Genomic DNA, 17,736 nt, shown 5'->3' with positions numbered 1-17,736 from the left:
ATGGAAGAACTGATTGCCTGCTGTATGTAGGAACGTGCCTGCGCGACGAGGGGTTACCGATGACGCTTTATCGCGCGCAGGCACGCTCCTACGAATCGGCGTACAGCCGATTGGTATCTCCGCCAGCAGATCGTGCTTACACCCCCAGGGATTGCCCGCCATCCACTGCAAGCACTTGCCCGGTGATCCAACTCGCCTGCGGCGATGCCAGAAAGAAGGCCGCATCGGCAACATGCTGCACCTGTCCGAAGCCACCGAACGGGATGCTGTCGCGGATGCGCGCATATAGTTCCGGCTCCTCGCGGCTGCGCGTGTCCCATAGTCCATCGGGAAATTCGATCGATCCAGGCGAGATTGCATTGACGCGGATGCGCTCGCGCGCCAGTTCTGCAGCCAGGGTGGTGGTGTAGTAGTTGAGTGCCGCCTTGGCGGTGGAATAGCCAATCGCGCGTGGGGTAGGGCGTTGCGCATTGATCGAGCTGATGTTGAGGATCACCGCAGCCGCGCTGCGGCGCAAATACGGCAGCGCGGCGCGGTTGCAGCGCACCGCGGCCATCAGGTCGATCTCCAGGCCGGCCTGCCAGCTTGCATCGTCGTTGCCATGTCCGAAGCCGGAAGCGTTGTTGATGACCACGTCCAGCCCATCCAGCGCTTGTGCTGCGGCGTGCACATAGGCATCGATCTGCGTGGCGTCTGCCAGGTCGCAAGGCAGTGTATGCACCGCGTCGCCCTGCGCCGCCAGTGCGTCTGCAGCTTGTGCAAGACCGGCGGCATTGCGCGCGCAGATCGAAACCTGTGCGCCATTACGCACGAACGCCTCGGCGATCGCCAGGCCGATGCCACGGCTGCCGCCAGCAATCAACACGCGTTGCGGACGAAGTGCGGTGTTGGACATGGCGGCTGCTCGGTTTGGAAAGCCGCATTATCCGATAGCCGCGCGCCACGGGGTCGCCACGCGTATCGCCAGTGCGGCACGGACGACGATCGCTCTGCACGCTTGCGCTGTATCGGCATTGGCTGCAGCGGTTTGCATTGCCGCATTGCCACATTGCGCAGCGCCGCAGAAAACAGGCATGCACAAACGCACGCAGCAACACCGCGTACGGTGGCGACCGCTGTCATATCGCTGCCACGTGCGATCGGCGTTGCCTGCCCCGCCTGCCTCATCACTGCCGGCGATCAGCTCATGCGTTTTTGATTGCTTGGCGCTAACCAAACGTTTACACACCGGCGGCGCGCTGCGGGCACAACGTGCGAGTCATCAAGCGGAATTTGCACATGGAAACCCATATCACCGTGATCGGCGCCGGCTTCTGCGGCACCGCGCTGGTCCGTGCACTGGCGCAGACGGCCGATGCGCAGGTACGCATCACGCTGGTCGGCGTGGCCGAGACCTTCGGTAGCGGGATCGCCTACGGCGCAGCGCGGCCGGAGCATCTGCTCAACGTGCGTGCCAAGGATCTGGGTATCGACGCGCAGGCGCCCGGTGCCTTCGCCGACACCCTGCATCTGGGCGAGAGCGGCCGGTTGGAGTTCCTGCCACGGCTGGCCTATGGCGACTATCTGCGTAGCGAGCTGGATGCGGCGGTGAGCGGCGCGCAGGCCTCGATCATGCGGCTGTCGCAGGAAGCGGTAGCGGTGGAGCGCGTGCGCAAGGGGTTCCGCGTGTTTCTGGCCAATGGCGATGCCTTCCAGAGCGATCGCGTGGTGCTGGCGGTGGGCGCACTGCAACCGCAGGCGCTGGCGGGTATCGGCCCGCGCTTGAGCGTGCATCCACGTTACATCGGGTGGCCGTGGCAGGGCGATGCGTTGGCGCGGTTGTCGCCAGACGACGATGTGTTGATCGTCGGTACCGGGTTGACCATGGTGGACGTGGCGCTGACCTTGCACACGCGCGGTCATCGCGGCCGCCTGCTGGCGATTTCGCGGCGCGGGCTGGCACCGCAGGCGCATCTGCGCCAGCCCGGCGCTGCATTGGAATTGCCGCCGCATCTGCAGCGTGCGCTCAAGGACGCCGACCTGCGCGGCCTGCTGCGCGGGGTGCGTCAGCTCAGTGCGGTGGTCGACGATTGGCGTCGCGTGGTGGATGCGCTGCGCCCGCATTTGCAGCCGCTGTGGCAGCGCCTGGAACTTCCCCAGCGTGCACGCTTTTTGCGCCATCTGCGCCCGTACTGGGAAGTGGCGCGCCATCGCGTGGCGCCCGGTGCGGCCGAACAGCTGGCGCAACTGCAGGCATCGGGCCAGTTGCAGATCGTCTCTGCGCGCTTGCTGCGGGCGCGCTGGGTGCCAGATGGCGTGGAGGCGGTGATCCGCCCGCGTGGTGCTGCCGACGCGCAGACCGGTCATTACGATGCAGTGATTCGCGCCACCGGACTGGATACCGACATCGATCGCACCAGCGATCCCTTGATCGCCGGCATGCGCGAAGCCGGTCTGTTGCGTGCCGATCCCTTGGGCCTGGGCGTGGACACCGATGCGCAACTGCGTGTGCGCGATAGCGCCGGTCAGATCGTGCCGGGACTGTATTGCGTCGGGCCACTTTTGCGGGGGCGTTACTGGGAAATCACCGCCGTGCCCGAGCTGCGCGCGGCCACGCGCGCATTGGCCGACCGCTTGTTGCTGGGCGCAACGCCAGCATTACAGCCCACGCCCGAGCACGTGCCGCGCGAGGTCAATGCGCGTTTGTAGGTGTGGCAATTGACGAGATCCTTGACGATCTCGACCGCGTATCGCGCCGCCTGCGCGTGCGCCGTGATGGCCGACATCTGGATCTGTGCGCGGCGTCCGCCGGCAAGCGCACTCATGCCGCGCGATGCGTAGTGTCGCGCGCGCACGTAGGCCGAACTGGGGCATGTTGGCGGTCCTGGGCGCATGCACGCCCGAGCCATCGCATCCCTCTCTGCCTGGAGTCCACCATGCCACGTCTTGTTCCTGCCGCGCTGTTCGCCACGCTGTGCGCGTGTGCATTGCCTGCGCTGGCCACCGAATCGCTGAATAACCGTGCCGAAGTTGTCGCTGCCCTGGACGCCGGCTACGACGTCAGTGTGAGCACCGACCTTGCACGGTGCACGCCCGAAGAAGGCACGCCGGCCACCCAGACCCGCGGCGGCCGCCACATCGATGCCTATCGCATCACCGCAGACGGCACCCTGGCCTTTTCCGATGCGCATTTCACCGTGGCCAACGACGGCAAGCCGATCCAGCAATTCATGCGCTACCAATTGCGCCCGGATGACACGCTGCGCTTCACCACCTACATGTACGACTTGCCGGGACTGCAGCAACGCGGGCCGGTGTTGGCATATCAGTGCAAGATCAATGCAGGTGTGCGCTTCCATGCCGATTGAGCACGGCTGGCAAGCCATCCGCTGAGGCGGTTGGCCAGCGCTTGCGGTTGCGTGCACCCGGCAACATCGGCAGCAGTGGGTGCGACCTGCGCAGACGCCATCAACGTCGGCGTGGCGCGTCATTCACTCGGGTGCTGTCGTGTCGTCGTGGCGCCGGTTGCTGTCCACGGCGACAGCAATTGGACCTTCACCCTCACCCGCACGGCCGACCTGCCAACCGCCGCCCAGCGCCTTGAAGGTCGCAACCGCACTGCGCGCAGCCTCGGTGCGCGCCTGCGCCTGCGCGTCGGAGGCGCGTAGCAGGCTGTCATCGGCATTGAGCACTTCGATCAGGCTGACGGTCCCTTTTTCGTAGGCCAGCGCAGAGGCGCTGCGCGCATTGCCGAGTGCATCCACGCCCTGCGTCAGCACCGCTGCTTGCTGCTCGCGTTTGATCAGTGCGGTGAACGCATTTTCGACGTCTTCGGTGGCGCGCAGCACCGCCAGGCGGTAGGCCGCCAGTTGTTCGGCTTGCTGGCCCTTGGCCTGCGCGATCTGCGCATTGATGCGGCCGAAGTCGAACAGCCGCCAGCGCAGGCCGAGCACGCCGGTCGATTGCGCGGCGTCGCTGGTAAACAGGTTCGCACCGGAGATGGCCGTGGCGCTGCCAAGCAGGCCGCTGAGCGAAAATTTGGGGTAGTACTCGGCCATCGCCACGCCGATGCGCGCGTTGGAGGCGGCCAGCCGGCGCTCGGCCACGATCAGGTCGGGCCGGTGCCGTAACAAGTCGCCGGGGGTACCGCTGTCGGCGATCTGCGGGGCCGGCGGAATGGGTCTGGTCGCCGACAGCTCGGTGCGGTGCGTGCCGGGCGGCACGCCAAGCATCACGTCCAGCGCGTTCATTGCCGCAGCCAGGCCTGCTTCCAGAGGCGGCACGCCGGCTTGCGCCTGCGCGAGCGCGCCCTGGGCCTGCTGCAGTTGCAGTTCGGCGGCCAGGCCCTTGCCGTGCAGCAGCGTCACCATCGAGAGCAGGCCCTGCTGGGTGGTCACCTGGCGCCGGGCCACGTCCAGTCGCGCCTGCAAGCCGCGGACGCTGATGTAGATATCGGCGGTCTGCGCGGCAACTGCCAGACGGGTGGCGGCAGCACCTGCTTCGGTGGCCTGGTAGTCGGCCAAGGCCGCCTGGCGGCCGCGGCGCAGCCCCCCGAACAGGTCCAGCTCCCAGCTGGCACCCAGGTTGGCTTCGTAGATGCTGGCGTAGCGATCGAAGCTGGGGGTGCTGTCGAGCACCTGGCCCAGCGGTGTTTCCAGCGACTGGTAGGCGCGCGTGGCGCTGCCGCTGATGTTGCCGGCCGGCAGCAGCGCGGCGGTGGCGGCACTCAGCCCGGCGCGCGCCTGGGCAACGCGCGCCCCGGCTTGGGCCAGGTCCAGGTTTTGCGCCAGCGCCGCGTTGACGTAGCGGCTCAGGTCCGGATCGTTGAAGCCGTCCCACCAGGTCGGCAGGTTGGTGGGCACTGCGGCCTGGCGCTGTGTGATGTCTGCCTGGCCGATATAGCGGTCCGGCAGTGGCGCTTCCGGCCGGGCGTAGTCGGGACCAACCGCGCAGCCTGTGACGAGGCTGGCGGCAACGAGCGCTGCGAGGGTGCGGAGTGACGACATGGCGGGGCCGAGTGACGGATGGTGAGTGACTATAGTACGAAATAGTCACTTTTGTAAGTCGCACACGACGGCGCTAAGCTGTCGCGATGAGCAAAGCATCCAACTATCCCGTGTCGGGCCGCGGCCCGGCCGACCATGATGTCCGCGACCAGATCGTCGTGGCCGCCACCGAGCATTTCAGCCGCTATGGCTACGAAAAGACGGCCGTGTCCGACCTGGCAAGGGAGATCGGTTTTTCCAAGGCCTACATCTACAAGTTCTTCGAGTCCAAGCAGGCCATCGGCGAGATGATCTGCTCGCACTGCCTGGGGGAGATCGAGGCCGAAGTACTGGCCGCGGTGTCTGCTGCGGCGTCGCCGCCAGAGAAATTGCGTAGCCTTTTCAAGACCATTATCGAGGCGAGCCTGCGACTGTACTCGCGCGAGCGCAAGTTGTACGAGATCGCCACCTCGGCCGCGACCGAGCGCTGGCCGCCAGTCATCGCGTACGAGGGCCACATCCAGGCACTGCTGCAGGAGATCCTGGTGCAAGGGCGCCAGAACGGTGATTTCGAGCGCAAGACGCCGCTGGACGAACTGACCCAGGCCACCTATCTGGTGATGCGTCCTTACATCAACCCGGTGCTGCTGCAGCACAGCCTGGATCATGCCGGCGACGTGCCGCTGCTGTTGTCCAGCCTGGTATTGCGGAGCCTGTCGCCATAAAAACCGCTTGTGACTATTGACTGATTTAGTCACAAGTCTCAGGATGCGAGCCTTCATCCGATCGCTCCGGGATTGCCATGCGTCGCCGCCGCCTTGTCGCCTCTACCCTCCTTTGTGTCCTGCCGCTGGCGCTGAGCGCCTGCGGTGGCAAGGCGCAGACCGATCCACGCACCGCCGCACCGCTGGTACGGGCGGCCACGGTGGGCGACGCCAGCAGTGCGGCGCGCAGCTTCTCCGGCACGGTCGCGGCGCGGGTCCAGAGCGATCTGGGCTTCCGTGTGGCCGGCAAGGTGTCCGAGCGGCTGGTCGATGCCGGGCAGCGCGTCAAGCGCGGGCAAGCGCTGATGCGCATCGACCCGGTGGATCTGCAGCTGGCTGCCCGTGCGCAGCAGGACGCGGTGGCCGCCGCGCGCGCCCGCGCGCAGCAGACCGCCGAAGATGAGGCCCGCTACCGCGACCTGCGCGGCACCGGCGCCATCTCGGCCTCGGCCTACGACCAGATCAAGGCCGCCGCCGATGCGGCCAAGGCGCAGCTGAGCGCCGCCCAGGCTCAGGCCGACGTGGCGCGCAACGCCAACCGCTACACCGACCTGCTGGCCGATGCCGATGGCGTGGTGATGGAAACGCTGGTCGAGCCGGGCCAGGTGGTCGCGGCCGGGCAGACCGTGGTGCGGCTGGCGCACGCCGGCCCGCGCGAGGCGGTGATCCAGCTGCCGGAAACCCTGCGCCCGCAGGTCGGCTCGGTGGCCCAGGCCACGCTGTTCGGCAACGCCGCCGTCAGCGTGCCGGCCACCTTGCGCCAGCTGTCCGAGAGTGCCGACCGGCTCACGCGCACCTTCGAGGCACGCTACGTGCTGGACTGCGCGCTGGCGCAGGCGCCGCTCGGCACCACGGTCAGCGTGCGCGTACCCGGCGGCACCGCCTCGGCGAACCAGGCCGGCCTGCAGGTACCGCTGGCCGCGCTGTTCGGCGCCGGCAAGGGGCCGGGCGTGTGGGTGATTGCCGGCAACCCGACCAAGGTGAGCTGGCGGCCGGTCACGGTGCTGGGCCTGGACGATGACCACGCCAACGTTACCGGCAAGCTGGCACGCGGCGAGCGCATCGTGGCGTTGGGGGCGCATCTGTTGCGCGAAGGCGAGCAGGTCCGCATTGCCGGCGAAAGCGCGGCCGGTCGCAGCACGGCCAGTGCTGGCAGCACCGTCAAGGCGACAGGAGCGCAACCGTGAGCGAGGGCCGATTCAATCTGTCGGCGCTTGCCGTGCGCGAGCGCTCCATCACGCTGTTTCTGATCTTCCTGATTTCGCTGGCCGGCCTGGTCGCGTTTCTCAAGCTCGGTCGCGCCGAAGATCCGGCATTCACCATCAAGGTGATGACGATCGTGACCGCCTGGCCGGGCGCCACGCCGCAGGAAATGCAGGACCAGGTGGCCGAGAAACTCGAAAAGCGCATGCAGGAGCTGCGCTGGTACGACCGTACCGAAACCTACACGCGCCCGGGTCTTGCGTTCACGACGCTGACCTTGATGGACAGCACCCCGCCTGGTAAGGTGCAGGAGCAGTTCTACCAAGCGCGCAAGAAGGCTGGCGATGAAGTGGCCAACCTGCCGGCAGGCGTGATCGGGCCGCTGATCAACGACGAATATGCCGACGTCACCTTCGCGCTGTTCGCGCTCAAGGCCAAGGGCGAGCCGCAGCGCTTGCTGGCACGCGATGCCGAGACCCTGCGCCAGCGCATCCTGCACGTGCCAGGCGTCAAGAAGGTCAACATCATCGGCGAGCAGCCCGAGCGCATCTTTGTCGAGTTCTCGCACGAGCGTCTGGCCACGCTGGGCGTCAGCCCGCAGGACGTGTTTGCCGCCCTCAACGCGCAAAACGCGTTGAATGCGGCCGGCTCGGTGGAAACGCGCGGGCCACAGGTGTTCATTCGCCTGGATGGCGCGCTCGACAGCCTGCAGAAGATCCGCGACACCCCGTTGGTGGTGCAGGGCCGCACGATGAAATTGTCCGATATCGCCACCGTCGAACGCGGCTACGAAGATCCGTCCACCTTCATGATCCGCAGCGGCGGCGAACCGGCGTTGTTGCTGGGCATCATCATGCGCGATGGCTGGAATGGCCTGGACCTGGGCAAATCGTTCGACGCCGAAGTGGGCGCGATCAATGCCGAGCTGCCGCTGGGCATGAGCCTGAGCAAGGTCACCGACCAGGCCGTCAACATCGATGCATCGGTCGGCGAATTCATGACCAAGTTCTTCGTCGCGTTGCTGGTGGTGATGCTGGTGTGCTTCGTCAGCATGGGCTGGCGCGTGGGCATCGTGGTGGCCGCCGCGGTGCCGCTGACGTTGGCCGCGGTATTCGTGGTGATGCTGGCGACGGGAAAGAACTTCGACCGCATCACGCTTGGCTCCTTGATCCTGGCGCTGGGCCTGTTGGTGGACGACGCCATCATCGCCATCGAGATGATGGTGGTGAAGATGGAAGAAGGCTATAGCCGGGTTGCCGCCTCGGCGTATGCGTGGAGCCATACCGCCGCACCGATGTTGTCCGGCACGCTGGTCACTGCGGTGGGCTTCATGCCGAACGGCTTTGCCGCTTCCACTGCCGGCGAATACACCAGCAACATGTTCTGGATCGTGGGCATTGCGTTGATCGTGTCCTGGGTGGTGGCGGTCGTGTTCACGCCGTACCTGGGCGTGAAGATGCTGCCGGAGATGAAGAAGATCGAAGGCGGCCACGCCGCGATGTACGACACCCCGCGCTACAACCGCTTCCGCGATGCGCTGGCGCGGGTCATTGCGCGCAAGTGGCTGGTGGCAGGCTCGGTGGTGGGCCTGTTCGTGCTGGCGATCCTTGGCATGGGCATCGTCAAGAAGCAGTTCTTCCCGATCTCCGACCGCCCCGAAGTGCTGGTCGAAGTGCAATTGCCGTACGGCACCTCGATCAACCAGACCAGCGCGGCCACGGCCAAGGTGGAAGCGTGGCTGGCCAAGCAGGACGAAGCCAGGATCGTCACCGCCTACATCGGGCAGGGTGCGCCGCGCTTCTTCCTGGCGATGGGGCCGGAGTTGCCGGACCCGTCGTTCGCCAAGATCGTGGTGCGTACCGACGACCAGCACCAACGCGACATCTTGAAGTTGCGGCTGCGTCAGGCCGTCGCCGAAGGCCTGGCCTCCGAAGCGCGCGTGCGCGTGACCCAGCTCACCTTCGGTCCGTACTCGCGCTTTCCGGTGGCGTACCGCGTCAGCGGCCCCGAGCCGCAGGTCGTGCGTGGCATCGCCGGCAAGGTGGAACAGGTCATGCGCGGCAGCCCGATGCTGCGCACCGTCAACACCGATTGGGGTGTCCGCACGCCAACGCTGCATTTCAGCCTGGATCAAGACCGCCTGCAGGCGGTGGGGCTGAGTTCGACCGCGGTCGCCCAGCAGTTGCAGTTCCTGCTCAGCGGCGTGCCGATCACGCTGGTGCGCGAGGATATCCGCAGCGTGCAGGTGGTGGCACGCTCGGCCGGCGATACCCGCCTGGATCCGGCACGCATCGCCGATTTCACCCTGGCCGGCGCCAATGGCCAACGCGTGCCATTGGCGCAGGTGGGCAAGGTGGATATCCGCATGGAAGAGCCGATCATGCGGCGCCGCGACCGCGTGCCGACCATCACGGTGGGCGGCGATGTCGACGACCAACTGCAGCCGCCGGACGTATCGGCGGCGATCAGCAAACAGCTGCAGCCGCTTATCGCCACACTGCCCAGCGGTTATCAAATTACCCAAGCAGGTGCCATCGAGGAATCCGGCAAGGCCACCACTGCGATGCTGCCGCTGTTCCCGATCATGCTGGCGGCCACGTTGCTCATCATCATCCTGCAGGTGCGTTCGATCTCGGCGATGGTGATGGTGTTTCTCACCAGCCCGCTCGGCCTGATCGGTGTGGTGCCGACCTTGATCCTGTTCCAGCAGCCGTTCGGCATCAATGCGCTGGTGGGATTGATTGCACTGTCGGGCATCCTGATGCGCAACACGCTGATCCTGATCGGACAGATCCATCACAACGAAGCCGAGGGTCTGGATCCCTTCCATGCGTTGGTGGAAGCCACCGTGCAGCGTGCGCGTCCGGTGATTCTGACGGCACTGGCGGCGATCCTGGCATTCATTCCACTCACCCATTCCGTGTTCTGGGGCACCTTGGCCTACACGCTGATCGGCGGCACGTTGGCCGGCACCGTGTTGACCCTGGTGTTCCTGCCGGCGATGTATTCGATCTGGTTCAAGATCCGGCCCGATCCCGGCAAAGGGAATAACGCGCCGGCAATTGCCCGGCTGGCATGAAGCACTTCTGTGACGGTGGCCACGGTGCCGTCGCAGCGCAATGTCGCGCTCCATCGTCACCGCCTTCCAGACGCATGCCCTGCAGCCGCACGCGTATCGCCGATGTCTTTGTCTTGATTGAAGGAACCGCAATGCAACAGCAGACCGTTGTGCTGATCACTGGCGTGTCGTCCTGCATTGGCCGTGCCGCCGCAGAACATTTCGCCCGAACCGGCTGCATCGTTTACGGCAGCGTGCGTTGCCTGGCCGGCGCCACACCGTTGACGGCTGTGGAGCTGGTGGAAATGGATATCCGCGATGCCACATCGGTACAGCGTGCGGTCGATGGCATCATCGCCCGCGCGGGCCGCATCGATGTGCTGGTCAACAACGCAGGCGCCAATCTTGTCGGTGCCATCGAAGAAACCAGCGTCGACGAAGCGGCCGCATTATTCGACGTCAACGTACTCGGCATCCTGCGCACCGTGCAGGCCGTGCTGCCGCACATGCGTGCACGCGGCCAGGGCCGCATCGTCAATCTCAGCTCGGTGCTGGGGTTCCTGCCGGCGCCGTACATGGGCGTGTATGCCGCCTCCAAACATGCGGTGGAAGGGCTGTCGGAAACGCTGGATCACGAGCTGCGTCAATTCGGCATTCGCGTGACGCTGGTGGAGCCTGCGTATACGAAAACCAGCCTGGGCAGCAATTCGCCGGCGGCGCAGGCCACCATTGCCGATTACGACCGCGAGCGCGGCGTGGTGGCGCGGGCAGTCACCCACAGCATCGACACCGCGCCGGAACCGCATGGTGTGGCCGCCACCGTGGTGGAGGCGGCGCTGGGCAGGTGGCGCATGCGCCGCACACCCGCCGGGCAGGCTTCGCTGCTGAGCAAGCTGCGCCGGTTCCTGCCCGCCAGCGCGGTGGACGGCAGCCTGCGCAAGCAGCTCGGCTGCGGTGAGATGCGGCGGGACGGGTAGGGCGCCGATGCGGCCGAGAACGCGGCGATTGGGCTGTGCCGCGTGATTGCGTCAGTGCAGGCGCGCATGCCGCCATTTGGCTGTTCTGCAGCGCCACTCGATGCTGGATTCACCGAGGCTGCCGCCTTGGCCTCACAATAGGCGGCCAGTCCCCACCACCGATGTCGCCATGCGCAAGACCTACCAGCTCAACCTCGAAGGCAAGAACCGCGATCGTCTGCTGGAATCCAGCAAGCACGATATCCGCAAGTACATCCGCCGCGAGCGCCGCAAGGAGCTGCCGGCCGGCGCGGACTATTGGGACTTCGACATGCGCTTCGGTGTGGATGAGGCCAATGCCGTGGCACTGCCGCCGGCCGAGCTGATCCGCTCGATCAACGCGCTTGTTGCCGACGGTGGCGAGCAGTTCTTCGTCGAAATCCTGCGCAAGCCGGGCAAGCGCACGCCACGCGCAGAGAGCGATCATGCGCTCGGTGATGGCGAGCTGGATTTCGAGCAGGATTGAGGCTTTCGTCGCCACCGCGCGGCATACCGCCCGATGGCGACGCGTTTCATCTCGTGGCTGCGAGCCGTTGCCGCAGCCACCTGACCCTCCACCACCGTCCAGACCGTTACCGGCCGACGACGCGTAGCGCGTGATCTGCGCTGTATCGGACGGATGAAGCGCTTGCTGTGCCGGTTATGGTACGGCGCGCACGTCGGCTGCAGTGTCGCGATCTTGGGCATGCGCTCGGGCCGCTGGCGATCGCGTGCGCAGCCGCCCGCCTGCTTGCGCGAGATGGCGGCCAGTGCCGCGAGCACGCATCGGCCCGGGTGAGCCGTGCACAACCGGTTGATGGTGTGCTTGTGCCGTGTTGTGGCCGTGCTCAGTGCGGTCTGTCAGCCTGCGCCTGCGCCGCGGCGCGCAGTTTGTCCTTCTTGCTCGGTCGCTAGCCCTTGATGCCGCCGTTGTCATTCGGTGCACGCATCGCTGCGCCGGGCGCAGTGTCGGAGGCAGGCGCCTCGACCGGGATCGGCTCGAAACCTTCGATCACACTGGTCGGCACGCGCAGACCCTGGCGTTTCTCGATCAACCGCCACTGCTGGGCGCTGTCTGCCGTGACGAAGCTGATCGCCACGCCGCTGGCACCGGCGCGTGCGGTGCGGCCGATGCGGTGGGTGTAGTCGACAGTGGAACGGGGCAGATCGTAATTGAGCACCGCCGGCAAGGCGTCGATATCGATGCCGCGTCCGGCCAGGTCGGTGGCGACCAGCACCTGCACGTCCGCCTGTTTGAAGGCGCGTAGCGTGCGTTCGCGGCGGCCCTGGCTCAATTCGCCGTGCAGCGGCAAGGCGGCGATGCCGGTCTTGCTCAATTTCTCGGCAACCTTCTCGGCGCTGTGGCGGCTGGCGACGAAGACCAGCAGTTGCGGCCACGCGTGTTCCAGTAGCAGGTGACGTAGCAGCTGCGTGCGCTGGCCGGCATCCACTGCGATGGCGCGTTGCGCGATCGCCGGTGCCTGTTCGGGCGTGGCGTCGATGGTGATGCGCAACGGGTCGCGCAGGCGACGCTTGGCCAGCGACGCGATGGCGGGCGGAAAGGTGGCTGAAAACAGCACGGTCTGCCGCTGCGCGGGCAGCAAGGCCAGGATGCGATCGAGTTCGGCACCGAAGCCCAGCTCGAGCAGGCGGTCGGCTTCGTCCAGCACCAGCGTGGTCACCTCGCTCAGGCGCAGCGCGTTGTGCTCGACCAGATCCAGCAGCCGGCCGGGCGTGGCCACCACGATGTCGGCGCCACCGCGTAGCGCCAGCAGCTGTGGATTGATCGAACTGCCGCCGGTGACGACCACGCTCTTCAGGCGACGCGGCAGATGCGCGGCCAGCTGGCGCAGCGTGTCCTCCACCTGCGCGGCGAGTTCGCGCGTGGGCACCAGCACCAGCGTGCCGAGTACGCGCGGGGCGGTGTCGGGCGCCAGGCAGCGCTGCTGCAGCAGCGGCAGCGCATAGGCCAGGGTCTTGCCCGAGCCGGTCTGCGCCATCGCAATCAGATCGCGCCCAGCCAGCATCGGCGGGATCGCCTGCTGCTGGATGGGTGTGGGTGTGCGCAGACCGGCCTTGGCCAGCGCGGTATCGAAGAACGGCTGCAGCTGCGGCGACAGCGAGAGATCGGAAAATGACATGCACCGATTATCCAGGCATTCGTACTGCAATGATCGGTGGTACGTCACGCGAGGCTGCTGCCCAGCATCGCGTTGATCATCCGCGGCGGCACGGTGGCACCCGCCGCCATGTCGGGAAGCACGGCGACATTGATCGATGGGCGGGTAAATCGAAAAGAGCGAATCAGTGCGTCATTGGGCGCCAGGGCGTCGTGTACTGCCCATAAACAAGTACCGACCATCTCGACAGGCCCTTGCGCACCTACGCTGAGCTGGTCGAGGGGGCGATGCTCTCACCGCCCGCGGGACATGCCATGAACCCGTCCATGGGGCTCGATGGCGTATCCATGCCGCCCTACGACCACATCATCGGCGAGGGCACCGCACCCGCCAAGGTGTTCGTGTGGCGATGGAAATACAAGGCCGGCTGCGCCCACCTGGCGGTGAGCGCAGTCGTTCGTGAGCCGCGCCGCTTAATTCGCCAACGCCAGATCGTCCAGCAAGGCGCGCAGGAAGCGCGCTGCTTCACCGCCGGTGGCGGCGCGATGATCGAAGGTCAGCGACAGCGGCATCACCTTGTGGGTTTCCACCCCGCCCATCACCGGGGTGAGCTGGTAGCGCGCGCGGCCGGCGGCCACGATCGCCACGCAGGGCGGCACCACCACCGGGGTGGCGTAGCGGCCGGCAAACATGCCGAAGTTGGACAATGAGATGGTGTAGCCGCTCAGTTCGGACGCGGCGATGCTGCGGCTTTCCACCTGCTGGCGCAGCCGGTTGACGCCTTCGCGGATGCCATGCGCGTCCAGCATGTCGGCGTTGCGCAACGCCGGCACGAACAAGCCTTCCTCGGTATCCACGGCAATGCCGATGTCGACCTGGTGGTGCAGGGTGCGGCTGAGGGCATCGCCGTCGAACCAGGCATTGAGTGCGGGCACCGCCTGGCAAGCGCGCACGATGCCACGCACCAGACGCACGGTGACATCGTTGCCGGGCTGCCAGGCGTGCAGATCGGCATCGTCGTTGAGCGTGGTCGGCACCACCTTGGTGTGTGCATCGGCCATCACGCGTGCCATGTTGCGACGCACGCCCCTGAGCTGTTCGGGTTGGCCTTTGGCGGTGATGCCGGGCGACTGGGTGCGCATCGGCTTGCCGCTGGCCGAGAGCGGCGAGCGGGCAGTGGCGCCATCATCCGCCTTGCGGGCACCTTCTCCCGCCGGCGGGAGAAGGGCCGCTGTTGCGTGGCGATCCCTGCCGTCGGCAGTGATCCCCGCGGCTCTCGCACCGTCACCGATCGGACCACCTCTCCCGCTGGCGGGAGAGGTCGGCGCGCCCTGCACGCCGGGTGAGGGCTGCGCGGTGCCGGCGGCCGCTGCCTGCTTGACGTCTGCCAGCGTGACCGTGCCGTCCGGCCCGGTGGCGCGCACCTGTGCCAGCTCCACGCGCAACTTGCGCGCCAGCGCGCGCACCACCGGCATGGCGCGCACGCCGCCGACGGCGATGGCCTGCTCGCTCTGCACGGCGTTGGAGCTCTGCATTGCGCCGACCACGGTGCCGGCATCGTCGCGATCGCCATTGCCTTGGCTGTCGCCAGCATCGGCATCGGCAATCTCGCCGCCGTTGTCGGAGGCGACCACGCGCGCAGTGGGGCCGGCCGCACTGTCGCCGGTGCTGGGTGTGGGGGAGTGCGTCGGCGCCGGACCGTGTGCGTGACCGGTGTCCTGGCCATCGGCACGCTGCGGCTGCGAGGCATCCAGCGCGAACTGCGCCAGCACCGAGCCGGTCACGATCACATCCCCGGCAGCGCCGGCGAGCTTGACCACGGTGCCGGAAAACGGCGAGGGCACTTCGACCACCGCCTTGGCGGTTTCCATCGACACCAGCGGGTCGTCCAGGCGCACGGTGTCGCCCTCCTTGACGAACCATTCAACGATGGTGGCGTCGGGCAGGCCTTCGCCCAGGTCGGGCAGGTGGAAATTCTTGTTGTCGCTCATGGCAGATTCTCTTGCGCGGCAGGCAGCTGCGGCGTGGTGTCGTCGAGGAGTTCAAGGTCGGCGGCCGGCAGCCAGCCCTGCGTGCCGTCGGCACGCTCGGACCACCACCAGCCACCGTGTTCGTGATGCAGCAACACGTCCTCGCCTGTCTGGGCATCGAGTTCGCGTGCGTCGTAGTCGCGCAGGGCTTCGGCGCGGCCGTCCCCCAACGGGCGCAACCATGCCAACGGTGCCCAACCGGCGCGGCCGCTATCGGTCGTGACCCAGGCAAACGCCGGCCATTCTTCGTCGCGCACCCCTAAGCCGACCTGCTGGCCTGCCTGGAAGCGGACCGGGTTGGCGTAGGCGGCGCGATGGTCGCAAAGCAGACGGGCGCGCATATCAGCCGGCAGCCACCGCGCGACGTGCCGCGCTGACGATGCGCTCCACGCTCGGCAGGAACTTCATTTCCAGCCGGAACAGCGGGATATGCGTGTCGTAACCGGTAACGCGTTCGACCGGCGCCACCAGGTCGTACATCGACTGCTCGGCCAGGCGCGCGGCGATTTCCGCGCCGAAACCGGCGGTGCGCGGAGCTTCCTGCACGATCACGCAGCGGCCGGTCTTTGCGACCGATTCGGCGATGCTGTCGAAGTCCAGCGGGCGCAACGTGGCCACGTCGATGACTTCGGCACTGATGCCTTCGCCGGCGAGTTTGTCGGCCGCTTCCAGCGCTTCTTTCACCTGCGCGCCCCAGGTCACCAGGGTGACATCGGTGCCATCGCGCAACACGAAGCACACATCCAGCGGCAGCGCTTGCCCATCGTTGGCCACCACTTCCTTGTACTGGCGGTAGATGCGCTTGGGCTCCATGTAGATCACCGGATCCGGGTCGCGGATCGCGGCCAGCAGCAGGCCGTAGGCGCGCTGCGGCGAGGACGGCAACACCACGCGCAGGCCCGGCACGTTGGTGAAGATGGCTTCGTTGGCTTCGCTGTGATGTTCCGGCGCGCGGATGCCGCCGCCCCACGGCACGCGCAGCACCATCGGGCAATGCAGGCGGCCGCGGGTGCGGTTGCGCAGGCGGGCGGCGTGGCAGATCAGATGGTCGACCATCGGATACACGAAGCCGTCGAACTGCGCTTCGGCGACCGGCTTCATGCCTTGCGCGGCCAGCCCGACGCTCAGCCCGGCGATGGTGGTTTCGTCCAGCGGCGTATCCAGCACGCGGTCGCTGCCGAAGCGTTGCTGCAGGCCGGCGGTGGCGCGGAACACCCCGCCGTTTACGCCGACATCCTCGCCCAGCACCAGTACCGCAGGGTCGTGTTCCAGCTCCCAGGCCAAGGCCTGGGTGATGGCTTCGATCAGGGTGATGGGCGAACTCATGGCGATCTCTCCGCGCGTTGCCGCAGCGTTGTAAGGGGCACTGGCGTGCTGCGAGGTGTCTGCGGACACATGCTTGAGCTCATCCATGGCGCGACTCCAGTGCCATCACTTCGGCGCGCTGTGCCAGCAACTCGGCCGGCGGGTCGCCGTAGAGATAATCGAACATCGCTTCGACCGGCTGCACCGGCGTGTTGAGATAGGCGTTGACCTCCTCGTCCACGCGCGCGCTGCATTCGGCCTTCCAGGCGTCTTCCTGCGCCTCGTCCCACAGGCCCTGCGCGGTGAGATAGCGGCGCAGGCGCAGCAGCGGTTCGCGCGCCCAGCCCTGCTTGACCTCTTCTTCGCCGCGGTAGCGCCGCGCATCGTCGGCGGTGGTGTGGTCGGACAGGCGATAGGTCAAAAACTCGATCACCGTGCCGCCCTCGCCGGCCAGCGCACGCACGCGTGCCTGACGCATGGCTTCGAGCACGGCAACCAGGTCGTTGCCGTCCACCTGCAGGCAATGCAGGCCGCCGGCCAGGCCCTTCTGCGCAAGCGTCTGCGCGCCGGTCTGCGCCGAGCGCGGCACCGAGATCGCCCAGCCATTGTTGATCACGCACAGGATCAGCGGCAGCTTGTAGGCGCCGGCCGAATTGAGCGCGGCATAGAAGTCGGTCTTGGAGCTGCCACCGTCGCCGCAGCAGGCCACCGCAACGTGCTGCTTGCCCTGCAGCTTGAACGACAGCGCCGAGCCGGCTGCGTGCAGGCATTGGGTGGAAATCGGGACGCAGATCGGGAAGTCGATCGCCGCATCGGCATCGCGCGGATAGTCGCTGCCGCGCTCGTCGCCGCCCCAGTACAGCAGCACATCGCGCGGGCGCACGCCGCGTTCGAACATGGTGCCGTATTCGCGATAGCTGGGTGCGAACACATCGCCGCTGCGCATCGAAGCGCCGATCCCCACATGCGTGGCCTCGTGGCCGATGCAGGCCGCGTAGGTGCCCAGCTTGCCGGTGCGCTGCAGGGCCACCGATTTGCTGTCGAAGGTGCGCACGAACAACATGCGCTTGAACAGGGCGAGCAGCTGTTGCGGGTTGGCGGCGTCGGCCGGAAGGTCGTCGCGGACCCATTGGCCGTCCGCGTCCATGTAGTGCAGATAGTCGATCTGGAACTGCGCGGCTACGCTCATTGCGACGACACCTTCATCAAGAAGTTTCAAATGATATGAGTTGCCATGTTAAGGACGGCGAAGCAAAACGCTGTCCTGCACCGCAGCAGACGATCATGCTGGCTTGCA

Annotated in this window: 13 protein-coding genes and 1 pseudogene; 7 read left to right on the top strand and 7 right to left on the bottom strand. The window is 66.8% G+C overall.

Going from position 1 to position 17,736, the window contains the following annotated elements; genetic code table 11:
- Nucleotides 1-136: 136 nt before the first annotated feature.
- The gene (locus tag J7367_RS09995) at nt 137-895 is read right to left on the bottom strand and encodes an SDR family oxidoreductase (protein WP_057658789.1); all 759 of its coding nucleotides are present in this window, start codon (nt 893-895) and stop codon (nt 137-139) included.
- A gap of 383 nt (nt 896-1,278) precedes the next feature.
- Between J7367_RS09995 and J7367_RS09990 the strand changes: the two genes are divergently transcribed.
- Nucleotides 1,279-2,688 (top strand): FAD/NAD(P)-binding protein, encoded by a 1,410-nt coding sequence (locus J7367_RS09990; RefSeq protein WP_057658787.1) that lies wholly within the window; start codon nt 1,279-1,281, stop codon nt 2,686-2,688.
- Between the two features lie 227 nt (nt 2,689-2,915).
- A complete protein-coding gene (locus tag J7367_RS09985; protein ID WP_017156537.1) occupies nt 2,916-3,347 on the top strand; it encodes a VirK family protein in 432 nt (143 codons plus the stop codon).
- 123 nt (nt 3,348-3,470) lie between these two features.
- On the opposite strand, the gene J7367_RS09980 is transcribed toward J7367_RS09985, so the two are convergent.
- Nucleotides 3,471-4,985 (bottom strand): efflux transporter outer membrane subunit, encoded by a 1,515-nt coding sequence (locus tag J7367_RS09980; protein WP_057658786.1) that lies wholly within the window; start codon nt 4,983-4,985, stop codon nt 3,471-3,473.
- A gap of 86 nt (nt 4,986-5,071) precedes the next feature.
- On the opposite strand from J7367_RS09980, the gene J7367_RS09975 reads away from it, so the two are divergent.
- The 5 genes from J7367_RS09975 to J7367_RS09955 all read left to right on the top strand — a co-directional run bounded on the left by J7367_RS09975 (nt 5,072) and on the right by J7367_RS09955 (nt 11,471).
- Nucleotides 5,072-5,689 (top strand): TetR/AcrR family transcriptional regulator, encoded by a 618-nt coding sequence (locus J7367_RS09975; RefSeq protein WP_057658784.1) that lies wholly within the window; start codon nt 5,072-5,074, stop codon nt 5,687-5,689.
- A gap of 77 nt (nt 5,690-5,766) precedes the next feature.
- Nucleotides 5,767-6,915, top strand: coding sequence for an efflux RND transporter periplasmic adaptor subunit (locus J7367_RS09970; protein WP_057658781.1), 1,149 nt, complete (start codon nt 5,767-5,769; stop codon nt 6,913-6,915).
- Nucleotides 6,912-10,010 carry an efflux RND transporter permease subunit gene (locus tag J7367_RS09965; RefSeq protein ID WP_057658779.1) on the top strand — a complete coding sequence of 1,033 codons (3,099 nt, stop codon included), beginning with the start codon at nt 6,912-6,914 and terminating at the stop codon, nt 10,008-10,010. The genes J7367_RS09970 and J7367_RS09965 overlap by 4 nt, the downstream gene beginning before the upstream one ends.
- Before the next feature lie 131 nt (nt 10,011-10,141).
- Nucleotides 10,142-10,966 carry an oxidoreductase gene (locus J7367_RS09960; protein WP_057658908.1) on the top strand — a complete coding sequence of 275 codons (825 nt, stop codon included), beginning with the start codon at nt 10,142-10,144 and terminating at the stop codon, nt 10,964-10,966.
- 169 nt (nt 10,967-11,135) lie between these two features.
- Nucleotides 11,136-11,471: a DUF6172 family protein gene (locus J7367_RS09955; RefSeq protein WP_007967804.1), complete on the top strand. Its 336-nt coding sequence runs from the start codon at nt 11,136-11,138 to the stop codon at nt 11,469-11,471.
- Nucleotides 11,472-11,898: 427 nt separating this feature from the next.
- Here J7367_RS09955 and J7367_RS09950 read toward each other — a convergent pair.
- The 5 genes and pseudogenes from J7367_RS09950 to pdhA form a co-directional block, all read right to left on the bottom strand.
- A pseudogene (locus tag J7367_RS09950) lies at nt 11,899-13,125 on the bottom strand (DEAD/DEAH box helicase); the annotation flags it as partial.
- A 452-nt stretch (nt 13,126-13,577) separates the two neighbouring features.
- Nucleotides 13,578-15,095: a dihydrolipoamide acetyltransferase family protein gene (locus J7367_RS09945; protein WP_057658774.1), complete on the bottom strand. Its 1,518-nt coding sequence runs from the start codon at nt 15,093-15,095 to the stop codon at nt 13,578-13,580.
- Nucleotides 15,092-15,475: an SH3 domain-containing protein gene (locus J7367_RS09940; protein ID WP_003486396.1), complete on the bottom strand. Its 384-nt coding sequence runs from the start codon at nt 15,473-15,475 to the stop codon at nt 15,092-15,094. The genes J7367_RS09945 and J7367_RS09940 overlap by 4 nt, the downstream gene beginning before the upstream one ends.
- A gap of 1 nt (nt 15,476) precedes the next feature.
- Nucleotides 15,477-16,547 (bottom strand): alpha-ketoacid dehydrogenase subunit beta, encoded by a 1,071-nt coding sequence (locus J7367_RS09935; protein WP_057658773.1) that lies wholly within the window; start codon nt 16,545-16,547, stop codon nt 15,477-15,479.
- Nucleotides 16,540-17,628 (bottom strand): pyruvate dehydrogenase (acetyl-transferring) E1 component subunit alpha, encoded by a 1,089-nt coding sequence (gene pdhA, locus J7367_RS09930; RefSeq protein WP_057658771.1) that lies wholly within the window; start codon nt 17,626-17,628, stop codon nt 16,540-16,542. The genes J7367_RS09935 and pdhA overlap by 8 nt, the downstream gene beginning before the upstream one ends.
- Between the last annotated feature and the right edge of the window lie 108 nt (nt 17,629-17,736).

Origin of the sequence: Xanthomonas sp. D-36-1 (genome assembly GCF_017746155.1) — a bacterium.
Lineage (GTDB): Bacteria > Pseudomonadota > Gammaproteobacteria > Xanthomonadales > Xanthomonadaceae > Xanthomonas > Xanthomonas cissicola.
The sequence above is the reverse complement of the archived record's forward strand: the minus strand, read 5'-3'. Positions and strand labels throughout refer to the sequence as shown.